We start from the raw sequence: 24294 nt of genomic DNA, 5'->3' as shown, positions 1-24294 counted from the left end.
TCCTTGAGCATGGTTGACGTTCCCGCCGACCGGCATTCACCGGTCAGGCCGATGCTGGCGGGCGACATCGTCGAAGGCCGCACGGTCGCCGGCTTCGCCTGGGTTTCCCCCGGGGTCGGGGTGCGCACCACCCACGTCGACGACCGGCTGCTCTTCGAGGGCGACGAGGCGCTCGCGGCACCGCCGCGGCGGCCCGTGCCGCAGACCGTCGACGGGGCGGCCGCAGGGGCGCCGATGCCACCCGCCGACCTGCCTCACGCGCTCGTCCGGCCGGCGGCGTCAGTCGACCCGGCGATCGAGCTGCGTGCCGGCGCGCTGCTGGACCTGCCGGGCACCCCGTGGCAGCCGGTGGCCAGGGCACTGTTCGCCGCCGTGCACGGCACCGGGCACCGCATGTGGCTCGCCGGCGGGACCGCGCGTGACATCGTCGCCGGGGTGCCGGGCCGCGACGTGCGGGACCTCGACCTGTCCGGCACCGTCCCGGCGGGCCGGTTCACCGACATCGCCTACCAGTCGTTGCGGGCCTCGCAGATGTCGGAGTACCGGATGACCGTGACACCAGACTCGCTGGTCTGCGCGGTCGTCCCACCCCGCTCGAAGGTCCGGCTGTTCGAGTACCGCGGACTCAAGCGCGACGGGTTCCGCTTCCCCGCCGTCGGCAGCGCCCTCGCCGAGGACGCCCGGCAGCGCGACTTCACGTTCAACACGCTGCTGTACGACGTCATGGACCACGTCGTCCTCGACCCCGGCGGTCACGGGCTCGACCACCTGCTCGGCGAGCGGCGCCTGTTTCAGCCGCTGGCGACCGCCCCGGACGCACCGGGCGCGGCGCACCTCGTCCTGCGGGCGATGAAGTTCGCACTGCGCTGGGACGGACACCGGGCGTGCGACCTGACACCGCTGCGCACCTGGATCGGCACCCTGCCGCCGGACCTGTGCCGGCGGCTGCCGGCCAAGACCGTGCAGAAGCTGCGCGAGACCTGCAAGAGGGACGTCGACGCCCCGGCCGAGCGGCAGCTGGCGTTCGCCGCGACCATGCCGCAGCCCGCCCGTGAGCTGCTCGAACTGCTGATCGGACGGGGCTGATGAACGCCGTACACCGGCCGCTGAGCGCCTGGGTCGCGCAACTGCACGCCGACCCGTCGGGGCGGCTCGCCCTCGGGTCCGTCAACGACGGCGACGACCGCGCCGACGCCCGGCTCCTGGCCGACTTCGCCGAGGACTGGCGCCGCACTGCCGTGCAGTGGGGTGACCGGCACGTCCTCGGTCTCGTCCACCCCGCCACGAACGTCGCGGTCGTCGAACTCGACGACTTCGGCGCCCCGATCGTCGTCAGCACCGCCGCCGCCGCGCTGATCGATCGTGCGGAGCGGGACTGGCCTGCCGTCGACGACGCGCTCGCCCTGGAGTTCCAGGCACTGGCCGAGGAGCCGTTGCCGCTGCGGTACTGGCTGCTGGAGCGACTCGACGCCGAAGGCGCCCCGCCCGACACGGTCTTCTCGGTCCTGCCCTGGGAACTGCTCGACCGGGCCGTCGCAGCGGTCCGCGCAGCGCTCGACGGCGGCGTCGGCGACCTCGTCGAGATTCGGCACTGGCTGACCCCTGCCGTGCGTGGGGTGTCCGGTCCGCTGGAGCAGCTCGACGAGGCGCTGCGAACCCGCCCCGACCTGTTCATCGTCGCCGCGTCGGCGCTACTGCGAAACCTGACCGCCGTTCCGGTGACACGGATCCCGTGGTCGTCGCGGGAGCGGCTGCGCGGCCTGGTGGTCATGCTCGGCCGCGTCGACGTCCGGCTCACGCACCTGGCCGATGAGGCCGACGCGGTCCTCGCCGGCCCCGCTGCCGGCGGGCCAGCCGAGCCGCCGGCCGCATGGTTCGGGGCCGAACTGGTCAGCGTCGGCTACAAGGGAACCCCCGCACCGGCGACGCCCGGCGTCGCCACCCTTGCGCTCACCGCGTCCGCGGCGGCGCGGCTCGGACCGGGCGTGCGGGGCACCGTGTCCCGTGCTGCCGGCGGGCTGGTCGTCACCCTCGCCCGGCTGGACCCGGCCGCACCGGCGATGACGGTCAGCACCGGCGAGCCCGGCGCCCCGGTCGTGCCGTTCACCCGCCGCGGTGCGGCGCTCATGGCGATCCTGCCGTGGGACCGCCCGGAGCTGCCGGCCCGCCTTGTCTTCCACCTGCCGGACGACCCGTCATGAGCCGCCGGGAAGGGCGGCCGGGCGCTCCACGGGAAGGCCGGTCCGGTGCTTCGCCGCAGCAGGACGGGGAGACGTTCGACGACGTCGTCGCCGAGCTCGGCGGTGCGCCGCGCCTCGCGGAGCGCGACGCGCTGCAACTGCTCGCCGCCGCGCTCCAGCACGCCGGCGACCCGAAGCTGCTCGCGCGCTACGAGCGGCTGCTGCTGGACCGCGCCGCCGTCGACACGGTCCGCCCGATGGTCGCAGGCCTCGCCTGCCCCAGCGCACAGCAGATCGTGGACGCCGCCCGCGACCGTTTCGACACGAACCACCCCGACGCGCGGCAGCTCATCGCCGCCGTCACCCACCGGCCCGCCGAACGTGTCCGCCGGGCTCTGTGGCTGCTCGCGGTCCCGCCGCGGACCGTCGCGTTCGAGGCCGCCGACGCCGACGCGCTGGCCCGCGAGGGCGACAACCCGATCAGCACCAGCACCAGCACGTTCACCGTGCTCAACGCCCTGGTGTCCGTCGCCACGTCGGCGTTCATCGTCCGGTACGCGATCCAGCATCACGACTGGTGGCCGGTCGCGCTGATCTGGCCGGTGTGGCTCGGCCACCCGATCGTGACCCTGCTGATCGCCGCGGTCCTGTGGCCGGCGACCGACGCGATCACTACCCTGTCCGCGCTGGCACTCGCGGTCCTCGATCTTGCGATGGTGCGCACAGAGCAGCGCAACGCCCTGATCCGCACCGGGATGCGGATGACGATCGGCCAGTGGCGCACACACGTGCGGCTGGGCCGTCGGAGCCAGGCCCGGATCGTCACGGCGCTCGTCCAGCTGCGGCGTGCCCGCCGGTGCGCCGCCGGAGGAGCGGCATGAGAGGCGGGCGGCTCGTCAGCAACGGCACCCTGGTCGCGATCTGCGCATATCTTGTCTGGTCGGTGCTGGTCATCCTCGACGACCGGTGGGTGGTCCTCGGCACAGGCACCGTCCTCGCGCTGATCGCCCTGTCGGGCCCGACGGTCGCGTCGCTGCCCGGACTCGCGTTCGCGATCTACCTGGTCGAGCCGTGGCTGATCGCGGCGTTCACGATCATGTTTCTGATCCACCTGTACCCGCAGGTGATGCCGATTTGGATCGTCCGCCGGCGGACCCCGCCGGAGGTGCTGCTCGCCGCCCTCGAGGCGGTCGAACCCGCAACGCTCGCGGCGCTGACGTCCCACGCGCCGGCGCAGCCGATCTCCACCGTCACCCTCGTGCACGCGGCCGCGGCACAACACCCGGCGCTCTGGCGCGACCACCTCGCCGAACTCACGGGCGCCCGCTGGGACGGGTACCTGCTGCGGCCCGGCCACGGGCACACCTGGACCTCGGTCGCCGCGGAAGCGGTCGTACTGGCCGGGCTGCTCGCCAGGGAGAGCAAGGAGACCCGCCAGCTGCAGCTGCTGGCCGCGGCCGCCACCCTCGTGGCAGAGTCCGCGGCGTCGGCACTGCTACCGCGGCTGAAACCGCCGCTGGCGGTGCGGGCCACCGGCCTGGCGCTGCAACACCTCGGCGAACTGGCCGCGGAGTTCGGCACAGGTCCCGCCGGCGGCGACGCGGTCCGCCGGGCCGCGCTCAGGATGCAGCTGGACCCCGACCGCACGGTGCCGAACGAGGTGCTGTTCGCCACCTCCGACCGCCGGCTGCTGCTGGCCACGCTCGGCGGCGGGATGGCCGGGCCGGTGGCGGTGGTCGCGTTCGTTGCGACGCTGCCCTTCCAAGGGCTGCGGTGGTTGTGGCGCCTGCTGACGGGGCGCCGGCCGGACCGTCGACCGCGACCTGCGACGACGACGCGCCCCGAGGTGGGAGTGCAGACGGTGTACCCGGACTGGACGGCCTCCTCGCCACAGGGTTGGACAGGCCCGCAACGCCCGCCGAACCAGGGCTGGACCGGTCCGTCCCGGTCGCAGGGCCCGGGCCGCCCGCACTCGTCCGCGCCGGTGCGGAGCACTGCCGGCCCGTCCGTGGCGTCAGCGGCGCCGGTGGCGGGTCCGACGGTGCCGCCGGCGGCGTCGAGGCCGGGTGTGCCGGGGCAGCGTCAGCCCCGCGTGGTGCGGCCGCCTCGAGCGTCCGGGCCGCCGCCGGGTGGCTTGTTCGCCCGAATGGGCGCGTGGTGGCAGATGACCGCCGCGCGGACGTCGTGGCCGAGCACGATGGCGCTGCGGCTCGTCCGTCCCGCATGCGCCGTCGCTGTCGCGGTCCTTGCCGTGCTCTCCGCGCTGCCCTGGTGGGCCGGTGTGCCCATAGCGGTGACCGTTCTCATCGTCAAGCCACTGCGGCGGTGGTGGCTGGAGCTCCTGCTCGCCGCCGGTCTCGCGGCCGCAAGCCTCAGTGGTGGCCCGCTGCTGCTGTCCGCGGCGGCGATCGTGCTCGCCAGGCTCCTGGTGACCCGCTTGGCGCTCATCGGCACCGACCTGGACCGCGCGGTCGTCGGCCCCCGCCGCCTGCTGCCGGAGGCGTTGACCGGCGAAGACGACGCGCGCCTGACGACACCGAAGGAGACGCGGGCTCGCTACCTGGCGATCCTCGCCGACGATGACAGCTTCGCCGGCGACAGCCTCGAATATGTCGCCTCGGCGTGGGCCGCCGCAGACGGGCCCGTGCTCGCCTTGGCGCTCGTCGAGGCGGTGCGGTGCGAGCTGTTCGGCTGGATGCCGCAGGCCCTGCCCCGGCCGCTGCTGATGCGGCGTATGCGGCGGTTGGTGGTCGTGGAGTCGGTGGTCAGCCGGGTGCCCCAGTACACCCTGGCGGCCCTCGCGGCAGTGTCCGCGGTCATCACGCTGCCCGGCGGCGATCTGACGCCTGGCCCGGTCCGGCTGCCGGTGGCGTGGCTGTGTGCCGCCGGGGCCGCGGCCGTCGTGCTGCTGACCACCCGTCCCAAGCCGCGCTACGTGCCCGCGAGTGTGGTGGTCATCGCGGTGCTGCTGGCGCAGGGGCTGCGGTTCCTGCCCACCCTGGCCGTCGTCATCACCGGTGCGGTCGGTGCGTGGGCGCTGCGGCAGTTCGTGACCCGGCGGACCGTGACAGCGGCGGCGCACCTGTCGTGGGTCGGCCGGTGGGTGACCGGGCTGCGGTTCCGCAACCAGTACCTGGCTGCGTCGACCCTCGCGTCCCGTGGCCGGCCCGGCGTCGCTGTCGACCTGCTCGACGAGATCGTCACGGACTGTCCGAAGTGGCGGCCGGCGCTGCTGACCGTGGCGCTGGCACAGCGGTCGCTGATCGAGCTCGACCGGGGCAACCTGCAACTGGCGGTCGAGCACAGCGAATCGGCCCGCCGGCACAGCGAGCGCAGCATCTCCCGGACCGCGAAGGCCGTGTCGTCCTACAGCCACGGCGTCGTGCAGTTCAGCGTCGGCGCGTACGCGGAAGCGGTGACGTCGCTGCGGTCGGCCGAGCGGAGGCTGCGCCGTACCGGCGAAGGCGGCACCTGCCTGTCGGTCCTCGCCCGCGCGGAGGCCGCCATCGGCGCCGTCGACGAGGCGATGGAGACCGCCGCCCGTGCCGCGATGCCACTGGCGTCACCAGGTCAGCTGCTGGCCCTCGTCGAGTCGCAGCTCGCGGCGGGCTGGGCGCTGTTCGACTCCGCCGCCCGCGCCGACGGCACCGCCGAGTCGAAGGCCATCGTCGAGGAGATCCTGAGCGGCTTCGCCGAACCGTTCGAGGCCGGCATTCGCGTCGACGATCGGACTCGGCACGTGTGGTTCCGGCAGCTGGGTCTCGGGCAGCTGCTGCTGGGACGGATCCGGTTGCGGGAGGGCGACGCGGCCGGTGCGATGAGGGCACTCGAGGACGCGGTGCAGCAGCTGCGCCGCACGGTCGCGCCGGACCTGCTGGGCATGGCGAGGATCTACCAGGGGCAGTGCCACCGGATGCAAGGCGCGTGGGCGGCGGCCCGTACGGCGGTCGGTGACGGCATCGGCCTGCTGGAGCAGCGGCGCGGCCAGCTTCGTTCCGGCGACAGCCGGGCCGACGCGGTCAACTCCGGGATGGCGCACTACGACGCGGCGCTCGCCATCCTCGCCGACGCCCAGCACCACGGCGATCCGGAGGCCGGCCTGCTCGCCGCGGGACTGATGGAATCGTTGCGGCGCAACGCGCTCGCCACGACACTGCGCGACGAACGCGCGTCGTTCGTGGACCGGCTCCCCGCCGAGGCACGGGCGGTCATCGCGCAGATCGACCGGCTCGAGCTGGGCGTCACCACCGCGATCCACGCCGCCACCGACCAGCCCGCGGATCCGCGGGCCGCGGAGCAGCTGCAGCACCTGCGCAAGCAGTTGGCGGCGGCGGTGTCGGGCGGTTTCGCCGCCGCGTACCTGCCGGTGAACGTCGACTACGGCAGCCTGCTCGGGGCCGTCGGCCCGGCGCACGTGCTGCAGTTCGAATTCACGCGGACCGAGCCGGGCCGCTGGGACGGCCACCGCGCGTGGAGCCCGCCGAACGGCACGCCGTGGGTCGATGCGATCACCGTCACCGACGCCGGCGCGCTGGAGATCCTCCGGGCGATCCACGACCGCGACGGCGCCGGCGACGCCGTGTTCTCGGTGACGCTGCTCCAGGTCAGCGACGCCTGGACGGCGCTGGCCGCGGCGCTGCTGCCAGCGGGACTGATCGCCGAACTGTGCGCCCGGGATCCCGGCGATCCGGCGCGGCTGCTCGTCGTGCCCGGCGAGCACCTCGCCTACCTGCCCTGGGGAGCGCTGCTGCTCGACCAGGACGACGCGGAGTCGGTGCTGGTGCACAAGGCGATCACGCAGCTCGTGCCGTCGCTGAACCTGCTGCGCTCAGAGGAGATTCCGGCCGCCGGCAGCGAGGTCCTGGCCTACCTCGACGAGGACGCGAAGCTCGTCACGCAAGACCCCGCGGCCGGAGCGACGTTCTGGCAGCGGCTCACCACGACGCTGCCGATGGTGCCGGTGTCGTCGCGGCACGAGTTCGAGCAGGGACTGGTGCGGCGGCGCCCCGCAGGTGTCTTCCTGACGGCCCACGGCACCGGGACCGGCCTGTCCCAAGGCATCCACTTCAGCGACGGCGGGATGCTGTCCGCGGCGACGGCGTTTCGCCTGCCGTGGCCGCGCTGGATGGTGTTCGCATCGTGTTTCGTCGCCAAGGTCGAGCAGCGGGCGGGTCGGGAGCCGCTCGGTCTCGTCGTCGCCTGCATGCTCGGCGGTTGCCGAAGCATCGTCGGCGGGGTGATCGCCGTCGAAGGCGTCGCCGCCGGCGAGATCGGCGCAGACGTCGCCATCGCCATGTCGAAGGCGACGGACCCGGCGGCGGCGCTGCGCGACGCTCAGCGCGCGTTCCTGCGGGAGTGGGGCGCCGCCGCGTTCATCAACCACTGGGCCGGCCTGATCTGCATCTCGACGGAGTGGACGAAGCGCTGGGCGGCTCCGCGGGGGCGCGGGTCATGAGGTCGTGGACGGCGTCGCTGTCGTGCCGGAGAGGTCAGGCCAACCGTGAATGGAACGAACGAGGACTGCACCAGATACACATCTGCGTTCGGATTGGGAATCAATGCTGAAGCCTGACGGTCGATGGAGTGCCGCCGCCATTGTTGCGAGCGCCTTTCTGGTGCTGTTCGTGTCCGGGTGCGGAGACAGCGCCAAGACGTACGACATCGGTCCGCTCTTCCCCCTGACCGCCGACAAATGTCAGAAGTACAACGGAACCGAAGAAGGTTCGGGACCGTTCAAGAAATGCTGGGTCACCCTCGAGGACTGCGAGAGGGCGGCAGCGGACTGGGCCAAGGCGACGAAGAACCTGCCGGACGCAATCAGGTTCCAGTGCTGACCGAGGCTCGCACCGACGCGTGGATGTTCGACGCCCGATAATCTGGAGGATACACAATGGGGAGAAAGACGGACGCCGTTGCCAATGGCGTGAACATGACACTCAAGGTGATCACATCGCTGCTCTGGGGGGCGGCGTGCGTCGGCGGATTCGCGGCGGGGGAGCCGATTGTTGGCGTGGTGGCAATTGCGTACCTGACGTATCTGTGGGTCTTCGGCGGTCGCTGGCTGATCTACTGACGTGGACATTCGTCGAATGGTGTTCTGGGCGGCGTACGCCCGCGTCTACGATCAGCTGTGGGACAACGAGCTGATGGCAGCCGTGGGCACGTGCGTCGCCCGGAATCTCCCGGCGGGCAGCGCGGTGCTGGACGTGGGCGCCGGCACAGGGATCGTCGCCGCCCAGCTTCAAGCCCACGGACACACGGTCACGGCCTGCGAACCGACGCAGGCCATGGCCGCGCGCTGCGCCCGGAAACTCCCCGGCTTGGCGGTTGCCCCGACCAGATGTGAGGACCTGGCGGCGGGCGTCGCCGACAACGTGGTCGCGGTCAACCTGGTGCACATGCTGGAGGATCCGGTGTCCGGCGTGGCCCAGCTGCGTCGGGTCTGCCGTCCGGGCGGCGTCGTGGTCCTGGTGACGCCCGACCCGGACAACGGCCTGCTCGCGGTGGCCGCGGCCCAGCGCCGGGCCGGGGTTAATCGCTGGCGGGCGGCCCGGTTCGTTGCCTGGCACCTGATACTTGGACCGCTCGCCGCCCTGTGTGGGCTGCCCGCGCCCCGCCAGCTTGACTGGGTCCGGCCGGACTCCGCTTGGCTGGCTCAGGCAACCGATCGCATCGGCCCGATCGGCGGCGTGTACTGGTTGTTCACCCTCCCGGCCGCCGGCGGAACGGGTCAAGGAGTTGAGGCCGGCGGGAGCTGACGTCGGTCGTTGGTCAAGGCCGTGGTTCATGACCAGCAACGGCAAGTCCTGACCGATCGAACGTGGCAACGCCCGCATCCGCCGGGGCGGGCGGCCTCTCGGGCACTTCCTGGACCTTCATGCGCGGGCTGCCCAAGGAGCTCGTCGAGGCGGCACGCGTCGACGGCAGCCGGGGCAGCGCCTGGTATCTGCTCTCCGTATCTGCGCTCCGCCGCCGCGTTCGTGTCGATGGTGGTGCCGCTGGCGGTCTTCCTGTCCATGCAGCGCTTCTTCGTCCGCGGCGGCCTTGTCCGCGACGCCCTGCTCTGAGAGCTGGGGGCCCTCGGGTTGTTCCGCCACCTCACGCCAGCGCCAGGGCCAGGGCCAGGGCGCCGACGAGCGGGGCGTCGTCGACGAAGGTGGCGGTCGTCAGTTGTGGCGGGAAGGGCACCGAGCGGGTGAGGGCTGTCGCCACCCGCGGGAGGATGTGCTGGGCGGCGCCCATCAGGCCGCCGCCGATGACGACGCGTTGCGGGTCGAGGGTGATGCAGAGGTTGGCGATCGTCCGGGACAGGGTGTCCAGCGCCTCGTCCAGCAGTTCGCCGACGCCGGGTTCGGCGTGCAGGTCGAACAGTTCGGCGGCGGTCACCTCCCGGCCGAGCAGGGCCGAGCCACGGCGGGCCAGGGCGCTGCCGGAGACCGCCTCCTCCAGCGGGGCGTGGCCGTCGGCGAAGGCCGGGGCGGAGGCGGAGTCGCGCAGGTAGCCGATCTCGCCCGCGGCGCCGTGGGCGCCGGTCAGGACCCGGCCGCCGGCCACCAGCGCGGCGGCCAGACCGGTGCCCAGGTTGACGTAGAGGCCGACGTCGACGCCGCGGAGGGCTCCCCAGCGCAGCTCGGCGGCGGCGCCGGCGTTGACGTCGTTGTCGATCGCGACGGGGGTGTCACCGAACTCGGTACGCAGGAGCCGGGGCAGGGCCATGCCGTCCCATCCGGGCACGTTCGGGGCCAGGCGGATCACGTCGTCGCGGACCACGCCGAAGGTCGAGACCCCCACCGCCGCCGGGGTGCTGAGCAGTTCCCGCGCGGCCGTCAGGGTGCGCTCGACGACCTGCAGCGCCCCCCGGGCGCCCTGGGTGGGCAGGCGCATCATGGTGTGCGGGCGGCCGTCGGGCGCGTCGACGGCCGCCGTTCCCAGCGCGACCTTGGTGCCACCGAAGTCGATTGCCAACACGTGCCGCGTCACCTGGGCTGCCCCCGCCGGGCGAGCGAGTCGATCGCCACGGCTACGGCGAGCACCGCGGCGGTGACCATGTACCGCACCGAGGAGTCGACGCTGAGCAGCAGCATGCCGTTGGTGATCGACTGGATCACCAGGATCCCCAGCAGCGCGGCGTAGGCCCGGCCCCGGCCGCCGAACAGCGACGTGCCGCCGATGACCGCCGCGGCGATCGCCATGAGCAGGGTGTCGCTGCCGCCGGAGCTCTGGTTGACCGCGGCGAGCCGGCTGGCCGCGAGGATCCCGCCGAACGCGGCCAGGGCGGACCCGGCGACGAACGCGAGGACACGGATCCGGGTGATGTCGATACCGGCCCGGCGCGCCGCCTCGGCGTTGCCGCCGACCGCGTACATGTGACGGCCGAAGACGGTGTGCCGCAGCATCAGGTCGAGGCACACGACCAGGGTGCCGAAGATGACGAGCAGCAGCGGCACCCCGCGGTCGGCCGTCAGCACCAGCACCACCACCGCGAGGACGGCGGCCAGGCCGGCCAGCCGCAGGGTCAGCCACAGGCCGGAGGTGACCGGCAGGTCGGCCGCGCGGCGCAGCCGCCGGTTGACCAGTGCGCCGGCGCTCCAGCCGGCGACGATGAGCGCGGCCACCAGCCAGCCGGCCCACGGAGGCAGCCAGGTGTCGCTCAACCGCGCGAGAAGCCCGTCGAACGGCAGGTTGATCGTCCCGCCGCGGCCCAGCAGGTACAGCATCAGGCCCTGCCAGCCGATCAGCCCGGCGAGCGTGACGACGAACGAGGGCATCCGCAGCTTGGTGAACATCCAGCCGTGCAGCAGGCCGACCAGCACGGCGCAGCCGAGCGCCGCGGCGACCGCGACCAGCGGGTTCCAGCCGTGGCGCACGGACAGGATCGTCATGACGACCGCGCACAGGCCGCTGACCGAGCCGGCCGACAGGTCGATCTCGCCGAGCAGGATCACCATGATGATGCCGAGTGAGATGGTGCCGGTGGCCGCCATCTGCAGGGCCAGGTTGGTGAGGTTCTCCGCCGACAGGAAGTGCTCGTTGAGGGACCCGAACACGACCGCGATCAGGATCAGGCCGCCGACGACCGGCCATGCGCCGAGGTCGGTACGCGTCGCCGCGCGCAACGGTTGCAGCGGCTTGACTAGTGTCGTGGTCATGCGGCGCCTCCGGTGATGGCGGCGACGACGGCCTCCGGGGTGGACTCCGCGGTGCCGAACTCGCCGGCGTTGCGGCCCAGCCGGAGCACCACGATCCGGTCGCTCACCGCTCGGACGTCGGCCAGGTTGTGGGAGATGACGAGCACCGCCAGCCCCCGGTCGCGCAGGCGGCGGATCAGGTCGAGCACCTGCGCGGTCTGTTCGACGCCGAGCGCGGCGGTCGGCTCGTCGAGGATCACGACCCGCGGCTCGCCGATGAGCGCCCGGGCGATGGCGACGGACTGCCGCTGGCCGCCGGAGAGCATCGCGACGGGCACCCGGATGTCACGGATCCGGACGTCCAGCGACGACAGCAGGTCCCGTGCCGAGCGTTCCATCCGGATGTGGTCGAGCACCGTCCAGCGACGGCGTTCGGCGCCGAGGAACAGGTTGCCGACGACGTCGAGGTTCTCGCAGAGCGCGAGGTCCTGGTGGACGGTCGACACGCCGAGCTGCTGCGCCTCGTGCGGGCTCGCGATCCGGACCGGGCGGCCGTCCTGCTCGATCGCCCCGTCGTCCGCGGTGACGACGCCGGAGAGGACCTTGACGAGGGTCGACTTGCCGGCGCCGTTGTCGCCCACCAGGGCGACCACCTCGCCGTCCGGCAGGTCCAGGCTCACCCCGTCGAGAGCCTGGACCGCACCGTAGCGTTTGCTGATGTTCGACGCGGCGAGCACTACTGGATTCCCGCCTTGGTGCACGCCGGGACGACCGGTCCGGTGCAGATGTCGGACGCCTTGTAGAAGCCGTCCTTGACGATGGTGTCCTTGATCCGGTCCGCGGTGACCGCGATCGGGTCGAGCAGGAACGCGGGGATGTCCGCGGTGCCGTTGGCGACCTTCGTCGGCGCGGCCGGCTTCTCGCCCTTGGCGAGCGCGACGGCCAGCTCCGCGGACTTCTCCGCCTCCTGACGGATGTCGAGGTAGATGGTCATGTACTGCTCTCCGGTCAGGATCCGTTGCACCGCCGCGAGTTCCGCGTCCTGGCCGGTGATCGGCGGCAGGGTCGGGTAGCCGGCGCGCTTCATCGCCGCGATCGCACCGCCGGCCATGCCGTCGTTGGCGGACAGGACCCCGACGATGGTGTCCCGGCCGAGCGCGGTGATGGCCTGCTCCATCTCCTGCTGGGCCTTGTCCGGGCTCCAGTCGGGCGTGTCGAACTCGCGGCCGATCTGGACCTTGCCGTCGAGGACCTTGTGCGCACCGGTCTTGTAGTCGGCCGAGCTGGGGTCGGTCGGGGCGCCGTTGAGCATGACGATCTTGCCCTTGTCGGCCCTCCCGGCCTTGGTCAGCGCGTCGAGCAGGGCCTGGCCCTGCATCTCGCCGACCCGGACGTTGTTGAAGGAGACGTAGTACTCGTAGCTGATCTCGGAGATCAACCGGTCGTACGCGATGACCGGCACCTTCTTCTGCTTGGCCTGGTTCACCAGCGACGCGACCGCGCTGGCGTCGACGGCGTCGAGCACCAGCACGTCGGCGCCCTGGGCCAGGGCGGCCTCCACCTGCTGCTGTTGCTTGGCGGCGTCCTGGTCGGCGTTGGCGTAGAGCAGCTTGCAGTCGGCGCACAGCGCCTTCACCTTGGCCTCGAACAGTGGCCGGTCGAACGCCTCGTACCGGGTCGTCTTGGACTCCGGCAGGAACAACGCGATCGTCGGCGCGTCGCCGCCGGTCGGCTTGTCTTTGGCGTTGCCGCCACACCCGCTGACAACGGCGGCCGCGACGACGACTGCGACGAACCATCTGGCTCTCACGGAGGGGCACCTTTCCTGAGAAGGGTTCTGCAAGCATGCTGAGCCACCCGGCGGACCTTGGCAAGGTCCTTTACGAATTTGATAAATGACCTTTCTTAATTGGTGTGGCACGCTGGTCAGGTGCAGACCACCGGCACCGCGAGCACGACCAGCGTGCTGCGGGTGATGAACGAGCGCGCCGTCTTCGCTGAGATCTTCCGGCTGGGCCGGGTGTCGCGCCCCGAGCTGGCCCAGCACACCGGGCTGTCCAAACCCACCGTGGCCGTGGCGCTCACCAACCTCGAACGCGCCGGGCTGCTGCGCCAGGTCGGGATGCGCGCGGGCGCGGCCGGACGCTCCGCGGTGCTGTACGAGGTGCGCCCCGAAGCGGGCTGGGTGTTCGCGGTCGACGTCGGTCGTTCGTACGTCCGCGTCGGCCTGGCCAACCTGGTCGGCACGGTCGTCGCGCGCAAGGACGAGTCGTCGCGGGGCACCCGCGCCCGCGACCTCGTCGCGCAGCTCACCCGGCTCGCCGAGGAGATGGTCGCCACGGCCGGCATCACGCGCGACGACATCACGCTCGCCGTCTTCGGTACCCCCGGCATCCACGACAAGGCGACCGGCGCCCTGCACCTGGCACCGAACCTGCCCGGCTGGGACCGGCGCGGGAGCGTCGAGCGGCTGGCGGGCATCGCCGGCTCGACGTACGTGGTGGAGAACGACGTCGACCTGGCCGCCGTCGGTGAGGCGAGCTACGGGCTCGGCCGCGGTGTCCAGCATTTCGTCTACGTCTCCATCGGCACCGGCACCGGCATGGGCATCATGATCGACGGCAAGCTGTACCGCGGGTTCCGCGGCGCGGCCGGCGAGATCGGCTACCTGCCGGTCGGTGAGGGCGACCCCCTGCTGGACGCGCCCGCCGCGCGACGCCGCGGCATGTTCGAGTCGGTGGCCTCGGCCGACGGTGTGGTCGCGCTGGCGCAGCGGCTGGGCCTGCACGACGCGGCGAACGCGAAGGACGTCTTCGACGCCGCCCGTGCCGGCGACGAGACCGCGCGGCTGGTCGTGTCCAGAGTGGTGGACCATGTCAGCCACGCGCTCGCCGGGATCACGGCGGTGCTCGATCCGGAGCTCGTCGTCCTCGGCGGCGGCGTCGGCAGCCAGCCCGGCGACCTGCTCACCGGCCCGGTTGCCGAGCGGCTCCGCAACCTCGTCGCGCTGCATCCGCCCCGCATCGAGGTCTCCACGCTCGGCACGGACGCCGTCCTGCTCGGCGCGCTCGCCGTCGGCCTGACCGAGGCGCGCGACCTGGTCCTCGACCGGCCGGCGCCCGCCCGCTGACACCGGCGACGCCGGGGCGGCGGGCCGCTGACCCACCGCCCCCGCGCTCCGGATCAAGGCACCGGCACCGAGACGGTCGGGACGTTGTAGCCGCGCACCCGCAGATGGGCGGGCAGCCCGCCCAGGTCAGCGGTGGCGTAGACCGCCGTGACCTGGGTCGACTCGCCGGGGAAGAGCGAGACGTAGTTGTCGGTGTAGGTGACCGGCACGACCTCGTTGCCGCCGTTGCCGGCGGTCACCTCCGGGCGGACGAAGAACGCGATGTTGGCCGGACTCGTGTTGGTCAACGTGATCGTGACCGTCTCCTGCCCGCCGGCGACCGACCGGGACACGCCCGTGGTGACGCCGGCGTTGGCGGCGAGGCTGTTCAGCCCGGTGAGGTTGGCGTAGGTCTTGACGCTGGTGGAGTACCAGTTCTTCTTGTTGCCCAGCGCGTCGGCCGTGGTGGAGTACCAGTAGAGGTTGTTGCTGACGGTCGTGCCGCTGGAGTCCTTCAGCTGGAGGCGGACGAAGTAGGTCGACGTCAGTCCGGTGATCGCCGGCAGCGTCAGGATCGGCGCGGAGGCGTTCGCGGGCGCGCTGACCGCGACGCTGGTGGTGTACTTCTGGGTCAGGTCCGGGACGTTGTACACCGTGGCGGTGGCGGTCAGCCCGGTCCGGCCGGTGAGGGTGGAGTTCACGACGTATGCGTTGCGGCTGAAGTAGTCGTAGGCGACGTGGACCGGCTCGGTGGCCTTCCTGGTGCCGTAGAACGATCCGCCCGGCTTGAAGTAGTAGTCGTAGAGGTTCCAGTGCAGCGCCGGCCAGGCGTTGTTCTGCATCCACCAGATGCTGCCGAACGACTGGGTGTGCTGCCGGGCGCTCCACGCCTCGAAGAACGAGCGGGTGTTCTCGTAGTTCATCACCTCGGACTTCTTCGAGTAGTCCGCGGCGCTGGTAGTGGTGCCGTACCGCCGGTTGAGGGCGGTGGTGTAGACGTCGGTGTTGTCGAAGACGCTGCCGCCCCGGCCCGCGTGGTAGTTCCAGGCCGCGTTGCCGACCGGCCAGGTCTGTGCCGGGGTGAGGAACCGCGAGAGGCTCTCCAGCGGCGGCGGCGCCTCGGTGCCCTCCTCACCGGTGGTCCCGAACGCCGAGCCCTGGCGGGTGAGGTCCCACCACAGCACCGGCGGCTCCCACTTGTAGGGACCGTCCATCTTCATGCCCGCGTTCGCGTTGGACCAGGTCGCGACGTTGTCCACGGTCGGGTTCTGCCAGTGCAGGCCGGCGGCGATGTTCTTGTACGCGGTCAGGTGCGCCGCCGTCGGCGGCTGGTCGCTGCCGTAGTTCCACATGAACGTGCTGGCGTGCGCGCGCAGGGCCCGCATCTGGGTGTTGAGCGACGCCTGGGCGACGGTGGTCTGCTCCGCGGTCCAGCCGCTGTCGTTCTCCCAGGCGCTGCAGCAGACGAATCCCGGCATGATCATGATGCCGGCCGCGTCGGCGAGGTCGTAGAGCTCCTGGTTGCCGAGCGTCCCTTCGAGGCGGATCGTGTTGAGGCCCATGCCCTTCACGTAGTCGACGTGTGCCTTGTTCGTCCTGGTGTCCCACCGTTGCAGCAGGTCCCAGACGTACCCGCCGCCGCGGAACAGGATCGGCTGGCCGTTGACCTTGTACCCGGCGAAGGAGGTGCCCTGCACCGTCGTGCGGTAGTCGGTGAACTGCCGGACGCCGAAGTTGACCGTCTTGCTGTCGGACGCCGCCCCGGAGACGCTTGCCGCCGTCGTGACCTGGTACAGCTCGGGGCTGCCGAACTGGTACGGCCACCACAGCACGGGGTTGACGACGTGCAGCTGCGGGTAGCCGGCGGGATCGAAGACGAGCTCGCGGCGCTCTCCCGCCGCCAGTGTCACGGTCTGGCCGGCCGTGATCGTCGGCTGGCCCGGCTTGCTGATGGTGGCGGTGACGGTCGTGGTGACCGGCGCCGCCGTCGCGTTGATCGCGTCGGCGTAGACGGTGAGGTCGGCCGCATTGGTGGCCGGCAGTGGCAGGACGGTCTTGACGTACGGGTCACGGACGGCGACCGGACCCGTCGTGTCGACGGACGTGCGGCCCCAGATCCCGGCGTTCATGTCGGGCGCCTCGGGGTTCCAGTCGACGGTGCACACCGACAGGTCGGCGCAGGCGTGCCGCGGCGGGGTCACCCGGATCGCGACGGCGTTCAACGCGCCGGGCACGATCGCGCCGGTGACGTTGTACTCGTGCGAGACGAACGTGCCGACGGCGTTCGCGTCGAGCTGCGTGCCGTTGAGCCAGACCTGGGCGCGGTAGCTCAGGCCCTGCAGCCGCAGCCAGTAGACCTGCCCGGGGCTCGTGGCCGCGGCGGTGAACTGGCCGCGGTACCACCAGTCCTGGCCGGTCAGGTCCGGCACGGACTGCAGGTTCGTGCCGGCGTAGATGTTGGTGTAGACGTTGTTCGCCACCAGCCCGGCCAGCACGGTCGAGGGCAGGGCGACCGGGCTCCAGCCGGCGGTCGGGTAGCCGACCTGGGAGATCGTGGCGCCGGTGTCGGCCAGGCCGGTGGCGGAGCGCAGGGCCCAGCCCGAGGTCAGCTCGGTGGAGCCCACGGTGGCGGCCGAGGCGCCGCCGGGGCCGAGCGCACCGATGGTCAGGACCGAGGTCACGGTGAGCAGGAGCGTGGCCAGCGCCCGCCGATACATCATCCGATTTCGTGACAATTTGCACCTCCGACGGTATGCGGAGCCGCAAGCCCGGTGGCGTTGCGGCTCCGCCGGCGGTTACGAGCCGCTCGGCCAGGTGACCTGGGTCGAGTGGTAGTAGTTGATGCCCATGACGTTCCAGCGTGGTCCCTGCGCACCGAGGCGCTGCTTGAACGCGGTGAGGTTGTGCGTGCTCCATGGCGACCAGCCCAGTTCGGCGATCGCGGGCAGCCGCGGGAAGGCCATGTACTCGATGTCGGCCGTGGTCACGAGCGTTTCCGACCACAGCGGTGCCTCGACGCCGAGCACGGCGGTCTCGCCGGCACCGGTGAGGTAGGCGCCCGGGTTCCATTCGTACGCCGTGTTGACGTCGATGAGACCGGCCCACTTCTGACCGAGCCTCGTGTTGTTGCGGTACTTCATGTCCAGGTAGGTCTTGTTGGCCGGGGACATGACCACCTTGGTGCCGTTCGCCACCGCCGCGGCCAGCGGCGCGTTGCTGGTGGTGGTGCCCCAGAACTGGGCCACCGTCGAGGGCAGCAGGGTCGCGTTGGCCACGTCGTGCCATCCGACGACGGTCTTGCCGTGCGCGGCGACGATCTGCTGTACCCGGTTGATGAGGTACGAGTAGTCGGCCGCGGTGGTGGAGCTGGCCTCGTCGCCGCCGATGTGCACGTACGGCCCCGGGGTCAGCGCGGCGATCTCCCCGATCACCTGGTCGATGAATGTGTACGTCAGCTCCAGCGGCACGCACAGCGAGCTGAACCCGACCTGCGTGCCGGTGTACCGGGCCGGCGCCACGCCGTTGCAGTTGAGCTGCGCGTACGAGGCGAGCGCGGCATTGGTGTGCCCGGGCATGTCGATCTCGGGAATGATCGTGATGTACCGGTCGGCCGCGTAGTTCACGATCGCCGTGTAGTCCGCCTGGGTGTAGTAGCCGCCCGGCCCGCCGCCGACCTGCGTGCCGCCGCCATAGGTGGCCAGGTTCGGCCAGGAGTTGACGGCGATGCGCCAGCCCTGGTCGTCGGACAGGTGCAGGTGCAGCACGTTGATCTTGTACAGCGCGAGCTGGTCGAGGTACCGCTGGACCTGGGCCACGGTGAAGAAGTGCCGCGCCACGTCGAGCATCGCACCGCGGTGCGCGAACCGCGGGTGGTCGACGATCTGCCCGCCCGGCACCGGCCACGGTCCGGACTGGAGTGTCGCCGCGTCGGCGGTCACGGGCAGCAGCTGCCGCAGCGTCTGCACGCCGCGGAACAGCCCGGCGGGCTGGTTCGCCCGGATGGTGATCGCGCTCGCGGTGACGTCGAGCTGGTAGCCCTCGGCGCCGACGCCGGGCGGCGCGCCGGTGAGCAGCAGGGCGATTCCGTCGGCCGGGCCGGCGACGGTGGTGACGACCGGCAGTGGCAGCCCGGTCGAGACCCGCAGCCGGGCTGCGAGCTGGTTGGCGATGGCCGCCGCCGGTGCGGAACCGGGCGCGGCGTAGATGGTGGTGGACGCGGTGATGCCGTGGCTGACGCCGGGCGTGGCGGTGGCCGTGACCGGGGCCGGGACGACCGAGCTGAACGCGACGGCGGTTGCGGCGGCGGCGGGAGCGGTGGTGGCGGACAGGAGGGCGGCGACAACGCCGAGGCCGGTGAGGGCCCCGCCGAGTCGTCGTGGCAGGGACGGGGTGGCCATGACGGTCCTCTCGCAGAACGCGCCGGCCTGCGGGCGGGCTCGCACCCGCCATCAGGCATTTGCATTTGACGATCCCCAGTTCAGCCAGGATGGCACGGGCCCGAGTGAAAGGCAAGGTGCTTTACAAATGGCGCTCGGGTCATGCCTGATCGTGGCGACGGCGCCTGCCCGGCGGCGCACCGTCGTCAGCGCTCCACGCTTCCGCGACCGGCGGGAGCGTCTGACGTCGGCGGCGATCCGCCGCCCTGCGGACATGAAGCGGCCCGCAGCGCACCGGGTGGTGCGCTGCGGGCCGTCGGCCTCGATCCCTGGTTACTTCCCGCCACCGGCGCGGAATGCCACCCAGGCGTCACTCATCCGGTCCGCCTGCCCGGCGGTGAACATGTTCATGCACGAGTCCTGCGAGTAGTCCATGAAGTTGTGGATCGGGTCCAGCCCGGGAGCGCTGCACGTGTCCGCGCCGACCGGGCAGTCGAACTGAGGGATGGCCTCGCGCGGGGTGTCGGCCACGTAGTCGCCGGACGCGGCGCACCCGTGCGCGAAGGTGTGCTCCAGCATCAGCCAGTGCCCGACCTCGTGCGTCAGGGTGTCGCCCTCGGCGTACTTGCCGGCCGTCCCGCCGGGCATCGATTCGTCGAGCATGACCACGCCGTCGATGTAGTCGCGGCCGTTGTTGTACCCCTTCGGGAAGTAGGCCCAGCCGAGCAGCCCGCCGCCGATGTTGCCCGCGTACACGTTGAGGGTGCGGGCGTCGCCGGTGTACAGCGCCCGCTTCATGTCCCGCTCGTTCTTGCCCGGCACGACGGTGTACCAGTCACTGTTCACCGTCCAGGTCGTGCTGGTGAGCGAGAACCGGAACGGTGTGTCGGACGCGTCCGCAGCCGTGCGACCCGAGTACGAGTCGTTGAGCACCGCCATCTGTGCCGCGATCAGCGTGTTCCACCGATCCTTCTCGGCGGCGCCGAACGGGTGGTCGGAGATCATGTGAAAGACCGTGGGCACGGTGACGCTGCCGTTGGCCAGACGCGGCGAATCCTTGATCACACCGTAGGCATTCGCTTCGTTCTTCGGGTACAGCTCCGGCTCCTGAGCGGTGGCACCCTCGCCCATCCGCGCCCCGCTGGCACCCGGGTCGCACGCCGCGGCGCCCGCGGAGGCGTGCACGGTATCGGCCGTGCGGGCCACGCTGGAACCGCCACCCGCCGTCACGAAAGTCGCCACGGCAGCGGTCATGACCGCCAGCCGTAGCGTTGATCTTCTGCGCATCGTTCACCTTCCACACCGCTGTCAGCAGGCGGGATCGTCGCCTCCCGGCATGAGAACACGGTGCGGTGGTGGCGAGAAGACTGAGTGTGGCAACCAGGGGTCGTAATAGGGTCGGGCGCGTCGAAGCGAGTCGAACGCGGCCATGGTCACGCACATGATCGACGGCAGCAGGAGACTCCTGTGGCGCACCTCGTGGTGCGTGACGCTTCCGTCCCTAAGGGCTGACCACGGGTCCAAGATCGCTCGGCGGGGAGCCTCCGTGCGAAACGACGGGGAGCGTCGCGCGCAGTTCCGTGCCGCCGTCGGGCGGGGTCACGACGTCGATCGTCCCACCGAGCGCCTTGACGCGATCCTCCAGACCGGTCAGACCCGAACCTCGGGCGGAGGCGGCGCAGCCGCAACCGTCGTCGCGGACGGACAGGCTGAGCGCGCGATCCGAGTTTCTGACCCGCACCGTCACGCCCGAAGCCCGGGCGTGCTTCGCCACGTTGCTGAGCGCCTCGGACACGACGTGGTACGCGGCCACCTCGATGCCCTCGGGAAACCGGGTGTCGATGCGGATGTCGTAGTCGGCGGGAACCGTGGAGCGGCGGATCAGCGCCTTCAGCGCGGGCTCGAGACCCCCCTCGGAAAGGATCGTCGGATGAATCCCCCGCGAGAGCTCACGCACACTCTCGGCCAGCTCCTTCAAGCCCTCCTTGACGGACGACAGCTGGACGTGCAGGTCGGACAGTTCCGGCGGGGCGGATGACTCGGCGATGGTCAGTTCGATGGCCAACGAGATGAGCCGCTGCTGCACCCTGTCGTGGAGCTCACGCTCCAGCCGCCGCCGTGTCTCGTCGGCCGCGGCAACGATACGGGCGCGGGAGGTGGTCAGCTCGGCCTTGTTCTGGGTGTTGGCGATGCTGGCGGCCAGAAGCTCGGTGAAGTCACAGATGCGGGTCTCGGATTCGGCCGGAAGCGGGGCGGGCCGCGTCACGGCGGCGATCGCGGCTCCCCAGAGACGCCGGTCGACGACGATCGGCGCGGCGACGGTCGAGCAGATGCCCAGTTGCCGCGCCAGGTCCGCGGCAGGGCCGAGGACCCGGGCGTAGTCGTCGACCCGCGCCGGGCAGTGGGACTGGAACACCGCCGTCGCGACGACGGAACCATCGAGCTTGTAGTTGACGCCGGGCCGCAACGCGCTTGGTCGTCTGCTCCAGACGGCGACCACGGTCGCGGTGGAGTCCGGCTCGAAGCGCACCACGGTCGCGAGGTCGGTGTCGAAGATCCTGCCGACCTCGGCGGCCACCGCGCCGAACACCTCGGCCGGCGGGGCGTCCTGCGCAACCAGCGTCGCCACCCGCCGTAGCGCCGCCTGCTCGCTGGTGAGCAGGCGGCGCGCGGTCTCCGCCGCCACGCTCCGGCGCTGGGCCATGGCGGCGAACTCGCCGACGGCAGTCGCCAGCAGGAGGAACACCACGGCCTCGGTCAGGTCGCCGCCTGCGGGGATCCCGATCGGATGCGTGGGTGGCAGGTAGTACCAGTCGAAGGCGAGGAAGCTCGCCAGCGCTACCGGGACGCCGAACACGACGCCGGCGTAGTGGGTGATCGCGACGATGCCGGCGATGCCGAAGACGATGAGGATCTCGATCGGGATGTACGGCCCGACGTGCTGGACAAGGATGCCGACGAGCGGAAACGCGGCAGCACCTGCCAGGAGAGCGAGCGCCGGTCTGCCACCTGCCCGTATGGCCCGCCAGAGTACGGACGTGCTCACAGCCCCGACATTAACGCGGCGCCGACCCGTTCTCGGCTGCGCCGAACTCAAACGCTTGGCCGGACGGCAAGTCCTGGCCGATCGAGCGTGTCGACGCCCGCATCCGCCGGGCCGTGCGGGCCCTCGGGCACTTCCTGGACCCGTCTCAGGGCGTAGGCGTAGAGGGTGACCATGCAGATGAGGCTGGCGGCCGAGCCGGTGAGCAGGCCCCAGGCGGCGCCGTGCAGGCCGCCGTGGCCGGCGCCGAAGGTGAGGCCGCCGAGGGAGACGACGACGAAGAAGACGTAGTGCACGAAGAGCATCCGGGCGCGGTGCATGCCGCGCATCGCGGCGGTGAAGGGGACCTGGAACAGGTAGAGCGCGCCTTGCAGGGCGATGGGCAGGACCAGCGGGGCGGCCTCGGCGAATTTCTGGGTGTGGACCAGAACGTAGGAGACGACGGGCCAGAAGATGAGCACCATGAGCGCGCCGAGGATGGCGAAGGCGATCGCCAGTTGGCGGGTCTGGCGGCGCAGGGCGAGGGCGGCACGGGCGCCTTCGGGGCCGGGTTCGGCGGCGTTGGCGGCATTGCGGGAGACGTGGGGGACCAGCAGGTTCTGGACGGCGGTGATCAGGTTCTGCACGGGTTGGAGCTGGACGGTCTGCACGAACCGCAGGTTGGCCAGGTCGATCTTGGACAGGCGGCCGGCGACGATGAAGCTGATCGCCAGGACCTGGACCTGGGCCACGATGGCGGTGATGGTGAACCAGCCGGACAGCTGCCTGGTGTCGGCCAGCCAGGCACGCGGGCTGCCCTGCCAGGGCAGCCGGTGTTCCCGGATGAGGTAGACGGTGACGCCGGCGGTGGCACCGAGACCCCAGCCGGTGAGCAGCCCGCCGGCGCTGGAGGTGTGGGTGAGGATCATGATGACGACCACGACGGCCTGGGTGCCGGCCCAGACCAGGTCGATGCCGAGGGCCTTGTCCGGGCGGCGGTCGGCCAGACAGTCGAAGCGGGCGGTGTCGTGCAGCATGATCGGGACCATGAACGGCGCGAGCCAGATGAGCTGGCGCAGGTCGATCTCGCCGCGGCCGGGGTAGAGGGCCCACAGGACCACGAAGACGACAGTGGTGATCAGGCCGGAGCACAGCGCGGTGGCCAGGCCGTTGCGGGCCAGGCGCACGCGGGGCTCGCCGTCGTGGCGGGAGGCCAGCGCGAGCAGTACGTCACCGACGACCGCCCGGTTGAGGCACGTCGCGAAGTAGCCCACCGCCAACGCCAGGGCGAGCGCGCCGAACTGCCCTTTGGGTAGCAGGATCCCACCCAGGAGGGTGTTCGCCGAGTTAGCGGCGGCGATGACCATCTGGTCGAGCAGCCCGGCACCGGCGAGCCGGCCTCGGGCGCGCGGGATGCGCGGGATGCGCGTCCGCTCAGACGTCCTGGGTCTGGCTGGCATTGTCGAGCAGCATCGGCGGCTGTCCGTCGGTCCGGCTCGCCAGCACCGCGGCGGGAGCGGTCGCGGCGAGCACCGGCTCGTCGTAGTGACGCTCGCCGCGGACCGTGGTCAGCACGGCGCGGACGAGCAGTTGCAGGTCGAGCAGCACGCCCTGGTGCTCGATGTAGGCGAGGTCCTTCGCCAGCCGCTCCTGCGGCGGCATGTAGAACCTCTCGATCTGGGCGATGCAGGCGATGCCGGGCCGCACCGTGTGCCGTTCGGTGTAGCCGGGCACCGACTCGAGGTGCTTGCGGACGAGCACGGTGCGCAGCGGCCGCGGCCCGACCAGGCTCATCGAGCCGCTGAGCACGTTGATCAGCTCGGGGAGCTCGTCGAGGTGCCAGCGACGCAGCCGGCGACCGACCTTGAGCGTGCGCGGGTCACCGGCCGGCGACACGACCGGTCCCGTGAGCCGCTCGGCGCCGTACTGCATGCTGCGGAACTTGAACTGGCGGAACGTGCGGCCGCCGCGGCCCACGGAGTTCTTGGTGAAGAAGATCGGCCCGGGCTCCTCGAACCAGATGAGCAGGCCGATGATCGGCCACAGCGGCAGCGTGAACGCCAGGCCGACGAGAGCGCCGGTCACGTCCAGGATCCGCTTGCCCCGCGGTACCGGACGCATGGTGCAGGCATTGTGATACCTCAGGACCGCGCGCTGGACGGCGGGCGACGGCGGCGCGTTGTCCTCGACGATCCCGGCGGTGGCGCCGCTGAGCACGATCCCGCCGGCGAGCGATCCGGTGATCAGGATCATGGCGACCCGTGCCGGCACCTCGTGGTCGAGGCGCAGCCAGATCCACGGCGCGGCGATCAGCGCCGCGGTGACGACGAAGGCGACCCGGCAGGCCCAGGCCCGAACCCGCTTGGGGACGGAGGAGGTGAGGACGACGGCGGGCAGCAAGGCCAGCAGCAGCGGGAAGAGCAGCCACCAGATTCTCACGGGAGTTCGGACCTCCAGGGCAGGCGGGCAGGCGCCGTCG

At 71.5% G+C, this 24294-nt stretch carries 18 protein-coding genes; 8 read left to right on the top strand and 10 right to left on the bottom strand.

The features are described from left to right. Positions 1-9 precede the first annotated feature (9 nt). The 7 genes from AB0J72_RS20870 to AB0J72_RS20840 all read left to right on the top strand — a co-directional run bounded on the left by AB0J72_RS20870 (position 10) and on the right by AB0J72_RS20840 (position 8938). On the top strand, positions 10-1086 hold the full coding sequence (locus AB0J72_RS20870) for a hypothetical protein (RefSeq protein ID WP_363401041.1): 1077 nt from the start codon (positions 10-12) through the stop codon (positions 1084-1086). Beyond that, positions 1086-2201, top strand: coding sequence for a hypothetical protein (locus tag AB0J72_RS20865; protein WP_363401039.1), 1116 nt, complete (start codon positions 1086-1088; stop codon positions 2199-2201). The genes AB0J72_RS20870 and AB0J72_RS20865 overlap by 1 nt, the downstream gene beginning before the upstream one ends. Continuing rightward, positions 2198-3061 (top strand): hypothetical protein, encoded by an 864-nt coding sequence (locus tag AB0J72_RS20860; RefSeq protein WP_363401037.1) that lies wholly within the window; start codon positions 2198-2200, stop codon positions 3059-3061. Before AB0J72_RS20865 ends, AB0J72_RS20860 begins: the two co-directional genes overlap by 4 nt. Beyond that, complete coding sequence (locus AB0J72_RS20855; protein WP_363401035.1) at positions 3058-7635, top strand: CHAT domain-containing protein; 4578 nt, start codon at positions 3058-3060, stop codon at positions 7633-7635. Before AB0J72_RS20860 ends, AB0J72_RS20855 begins: the two co-directional genes overlap by 4 nt. A 103-nt stretch (positions 7636-7738) precedes the next feature. After that, positions 7739-8014, top strand: coding sequence for a hypothetical protein (locus tag AB0J72_RS20850; protein WP_363401034.1), 276 nt, complete (start codon positions 7739-7741; stop codon positions 8012-8014). A gap of 56 nt (positions 8015-8070) precedes the next feature. Continuing rightward, positions 8071-8253 (top strand): hypothetical protein, encoded by a 183-nt coding sequence (locus tag AB0J72_RS20845; protein WP_363401032.1) that lies wholly within the window; start codon positions 8071-8073, stop codon positions 8251-8253. 16 nt (positions 8254-8269) lie between these two features. After that, positions 8270-8938 (top strand): class I SAM-dependent methyltransferase, encoded by a 669-nt coding sequence (locus AB0J72_RS20840; RefSeq protein WP_363401030.1) that lies wholly within the window; start codon positions 8270-8272, stop codon positions 8936-8938. A 340-nt stretch (positions 8939-9278) separates the two neighbouring features. On the opposite strand, the gene AB0J72_RS20835 is transcribed toward AB0J72_RS20840, so the two are convergent. From AB0J72_RS20835 to AB0J72_RS20820, 4 genes are read right to left on the bottom strand one after another with little or no spacing between them, the layout of a single operon-like run. Next, positions 9279-10148, bottom strand: a complete 870-nt coding sequence (locus AB0J72_RS20835) for an ROK family protein (RefSeq protein WP_363401028.1) — start codon at positions 10146-10148, stop codon at positions 9279-9281. Between the two features lie 8 nt (positions 10149-10156). Continuing rightward, the gene (locus tag AB0J72_RS20830) at positions 10157-11329 is read right to left on the bottom strand and encodes a sugar ABC transporter permease (RefSeq protein WP_363401026.1); all 1173 of its coding nucleotides are present in this window, start codon (positions 11327-11329) and stop codon (positions 10157-10159) included. Continuing rightward, positions 11326-12045, bottom strand: a complete 720-nt coding sequence (locus tag AB0J72_RS20825; protein WP_363401024.1) for an ATP-binding cassette domain-containing protein — start codon at positions 12043-12045, stop codon at positions 11326-11328. The genes AB0J72_RS20830 and AB0J72_RS20825 overlap by 4 nt, the downstream gene beginning before the upstream one ends. Next, on the bottom strand, positions 12045-13118 hold the full coding sequence (locus AB0J72_RS20820; protein ID WP_363401022.1) for a sugar ABC transporter substrate-binding protein: 1074 nt from the start codon (positions 13116-13118) through the stop codon (positions 12045-12047). Before AB0J72_RS20820 ends, AB0J72_RS20825 begins: the two co-directional genes overlap by 1 nt. A gap of 120 nt (positions 13119-13238) precedes the next feature. On the opposite strand from AB0J72_RS20820, the gene AB0J72_RS20815 reads away from it, so the two are divergent. Then, positions 13239-14438: an ROK family transcriptional regulator gene (locus tag AB0J72_RS20815; protein WP_363401020.1), complete on the top strand. Its 1200-nt coding sequence runs from the start codon at positions 13239-13241 to the stop codon at positions 14436-14438. Between the two features lie 53 nt (positions 14439-14491). On the opposite strand, the gene AB0J72_RS20810 is transcribed toward AB0J72_RS20815, so the two are convergent. From AB0J72_RS20810 to AB0J72_RS20785, 6 genes are all read right to left on the bottom strand, one after another. Continuing rightward, positions 14492-17137: a hypothetical protein gene (locus tag AB0J72_RS20810; protein WP_363401018.1), complete on the bottom strand. Its 2646-nt coding sequence runs from the start codon at positions 17135-17137 to the stop codon at positions 14492-14494. Positions 17138-17212: 75 nt separating this feature from the next. After that, entirely contained in the window at positions 17213-18814 is a 1602-nt protein-coding gene (locus AB0J72_RS20805; RefSeq protein ID WP_363401016.1) for a family 20 glycosylhydrolase, read from the bottom strand. Positions 18815-19126: 312 nt separating this feature from the next. Next, positions 19127-20047, bottom strand: a complete 921-nt coding sequence (locus tag AB0J72_RS20800) for a zinc metalloprotease (RefSeq protein WP_363401014.1) — start codon at positions 20045-20047, stop codon at positions 19127-19129. 247 nt (positions 20048-20294) lie between these two features. Further along, positions 20295-21890, bottom strand: a complete 1596-nt coding sequence (locus AB0J72_RS20795; protein WP_363401012.1) for an ATP-binding protein — start codon at positions 21888-21890, stop codon at positions 20295-20297. After that, positions 21887-23275 carry a hypothetical protein gene (locus AB0J72_RS20790; protein WP_363401010.1) on the bottom strand — a complete coding sequence of 463 codons (1389 nt, stop codon included), beginning with the start codon at positions 23273-23275 and terminating at the stop codon, positions 21887-21889. The genes AB0J72_RS20795 and AB0J72_RS20790 overlap by 4 nt, the downstream gene beginning before the upstream one ends. Beyond that, complete coding sequence (locus tag AB0J72_RS20785; protein ID WP_363401008.1) at positions 23250-24254, bottom strand: sugar transferase; 1005 nt, start codon at positions 24252-24254, stop codon at positions 23250-23252. The genes AB0J72_RS20790 and AB0J72_RS20785 overlap by 26 nt, the downstream gene beginning before the upstream one ends. Between the last annotated feature and the right edge of the window lie 40 nt (positions 24255-24294).

Source organism: Dactylosporangium sp. NPDC049742, from assembly GCF_040674675.1.
Taxonomy (GTDB): domain Bacteria; phylum Actinomycetota; class Actinomycetes; order Mycobacteriales; family Micromonosporaceae; genus Dactylosporangium; species Dactylosporangium maewongense.
Note: the sequence above shows the minus strand (reverse complement) of the source record. Positions and strands in the feature narration are given on the sequence as shown.